The sequence below is a fragment of the Variovorax beijingensis genome (assembly GCF_007828835.1).
In the GTDB taxonomy this organism is placed as follows: Bacteria; Pseudomonadota; Gammaproteobacteria; order Burkholderiales; family Burkholderiaceae_C; genus Variovorax; species Variovorax beijingensis_A.
Genome location: NZ_VIVL01000033.1, coordinates 1 through 2,731 on the forward strand (window position 1 = coordinate 1; position 2,731 = coordinate 2,731).

At 67.0% G+C, this 2,731-nt stretch carries 2 protein-coding genes; both read left to right on the forward strand.

The annotated features are described in order from the left end of the window. Positions 1 to 21 precede the first annotated feature (21 nt). Positions 22 to 2,478 carry a nitrite reductase large subunit NirB gene (gene nirB / locus FB547_RS33185; protein WP_145747833.1) on the forward strand — a complete coding sequence of 819 codons (2,457 nt, stop codon included), beginning with the start codon at positions 22 to 24 and terminating at the stop codon, positions 2,476 to 2,478. Between the two features lie 20 nt (positions 2,479 to 2,498). Continuing rightward, positions 2,499 to 2,731 (forward strand): Rieske 2Fe-2S domain-containing protein (locus FB547_RS33190; RefSeq protein ID WP_145747834.1); only part of this gene is annotated, 233 nt, incomplete at its 3' end.

Below are 2,731 nucleotides of genomic sequence, written 5' to 3' on the forward strand. Positions count from 1 at the left end.
TCCCCGAAAGGCCCACCCATGATGAAGAAACTCAAGCTCGTGATGGTCGGCAACGGCATGGCCGGCGTGCGCACGCTGGAGGAGCTCCTGAAGCTCGCCCCCGACCTGTACGACATCACCGTCTTCGGTGCCGAGCCGCACCCCAACTACAACCGCATCCTGCTGTCGCCCGTGCTCGCGGGCGAGCAGACCGTCGACGAGATCGTGCTCAACAGCTGGGAGTGGTACGCCGAGAACAAGATCACCCTGCACGCCGGCAAGAAGGTGGTCGAGGTCGACCGCGTCAGGCGCATCGTGCGCGCCGAAGACGGCACCGAGGCCCCCTACGACCGCCTCCTGATGTGCACCGGCTCCAACCCCTTCATGCTGCCCGTGCCCGGCCGCGACCTCAAGGGCGTCATCGCCTACCGCGACATCGCCGACACCGACTACATGATCGAGACCGCCAAGACCCACAAGAGCGCCGTCGTCATCGGCGGCGGCCTGCTCGGGCTGGAGGCGGCCAACGGCCTGATGCTGCGCGGCATGGACGTCACCGTGGTGCACGTCATGCCCTGGCTCATGGAGCGCCAGCTCGACGACGTCGCCGGCAAGCTCTTGCAGAAGTCGCTCGAAGACCGCGGCCTGAAGTTCCTCATCGGCGCCCAGACCCAGGAGCTCGTCGGTGGCGACGATGGCCGCGTCAAGGCCATCCGCTTCAAGGACGGCACCGAAGTGCCCGCCGACCTGGTCGTCATGGCCGTGGGCATCCGCCCCAACACCGAGCTGGCCGAGCAGATGCGCCTGCACTGCCAGCGCGGCATCGTCGTCACCGACACCATGCAGACCGTGACCGATGCGCGCATCTACTCGGTGGGCGAATGCGCGGCCCACCGCGGCATCGCCTACGGCCTGGTCGCCCCGCTCTTCGAGCAGGCCAAGGTCGCGGCCAACCACCTGGCCCAGTTCGGCATCGGGCGCTACCTGGGCTCGCTCACCTCCACCAAGCTCAAGGTCACCGGCATCGACCTCTTCTCCGCCGGCGAGTTCATGGGCGGCGAGGGCACCGAGGAGATCGTCATGAGCGACCCCTTCGGCGGGGTCTACAAGAAACTCGTCATCAAGGACGACAAGCTGGTGGGCGCGTGCCTGTACGGCGACACGGTGGACGGCAGCTGGTACTTCAAGCTGCTGCGCGACGGGCGCAGCGTGCACGACATCCGCGACAAGCTGATGTTCGGCGAATCCAACATCGGCGACACCGGCCACGAGGGCCACAGCAAGGCCGCCAGCATGCCCGACGACGCCGAGGTGTGCGGCTGCAACGGCGTGACCAAGGGCACCATCTGCAAGGCCATCAAGGACAAGGGCCTGTTCACCCTGGACGAGGTCAAGAAGCACACCAAGGCCAGCGCCAGCTGCGGCTCATGCACCGGGCTGGTGGAGCAGATCCTGATGTTCACCGCCGGCGGCGACTACTCGGCCACGCCCAAGAAGAAGGCGGTGTGCGGCTGCACCGACGCCAACCACCAGGACGTGCGCGACGCCATCCGCCGGGAACACTACCTGACGCACGACGAGGTCTACCGCAACCTGGGCTGGCGCACGCCCAACGGCTGCGCCACCTGCCGCCCGGCCATCAACTACTACCTGATCAGCACCTGGCCCAAGGAGGCCAGGGACGATCCGCAGAGCCGCTTCATCAACGAGCGCAGCCACGCCAACATCCAGAAGGACGGCACCTACTCGGTCATTCCCCGGATGTGGGGCGGCCACACCACGCCCGACGAGCTGCGCCGCATCGCGGACGCGGCCGACAAGTACAAGATCCCGACCGTCAAGGTCACGGGCGGCCAGCGCATCGACCTCCTGGGGGTGAAGAAGGAGGACCTGGAGGGCGTGTGGAAGGACATCGGCATGCCCTCGGGCTTTGCCTATGCCAAGAGCCTGCGCACGGTGAAGACCTGCGTGGGCAGCGAGTGGTGCCGCTTCGGCACGCAGGATTCCACCCAGATGGGCAAGGACCTGGAGCGCGCGCTGTGGGCGATGTATTCGCCGCACAAGGTGAAGCTGGCGGTCTCGGGGTGCCCCCGCAACTGCGCCGAGGCCGGGATCAAGGACGTGGGGGTGATCGGGGTGGATTCGGGCTGGGAGCTGTACGTGGGCGGCAACGGCGGGATCAAGACCGAGGTGGCGCAGTTCCTGGTGAAGGTGAAGACGGCGGCCGAGGTGATGGAGTATTCGGGCGCCTTCCTGCAGCTGTACCGCGAGGAAGGCTGGTACCTGGAGCGCACGGTGCACTACATCGGGCGGGTGGGGCTGGACTATGTGAAGAAGAAGATCCTCGAAGACGAAGCTGGCCGCAAGGCGCTGTGGGAGCGGCTGCAGTTCGCGCTGGATGGGGAGCCCGATCCGTGGTTCGAGTCGAGCCAGGCGCAGGTGGATGTGCGGCAGTTCACGCCGGTGGCGGTGGTGCACGAAGCAACGCAGGCGGCCTGAACGGCAAGGAGAAACAACCCATGAACAACAGCAACAACAGCAACGAATGGCAGGTGATCTGCCGCGTCGAGGACATCCCGGTGCTGGGCGCGCGCCGCGTGGCGCGGCCGGTGGGGGTGGACGTCGCCGTGTTTCGCAACGCCGAGGACCAGGTGTTCGCGCTGCTCGACCGCTGCCCGCACAAGGGCGGCCCCTTGAGCCAGGGCATCGTGTTCGGCACCAGCGTGGCCTGCCCGCTGCACAACTGGGCCAT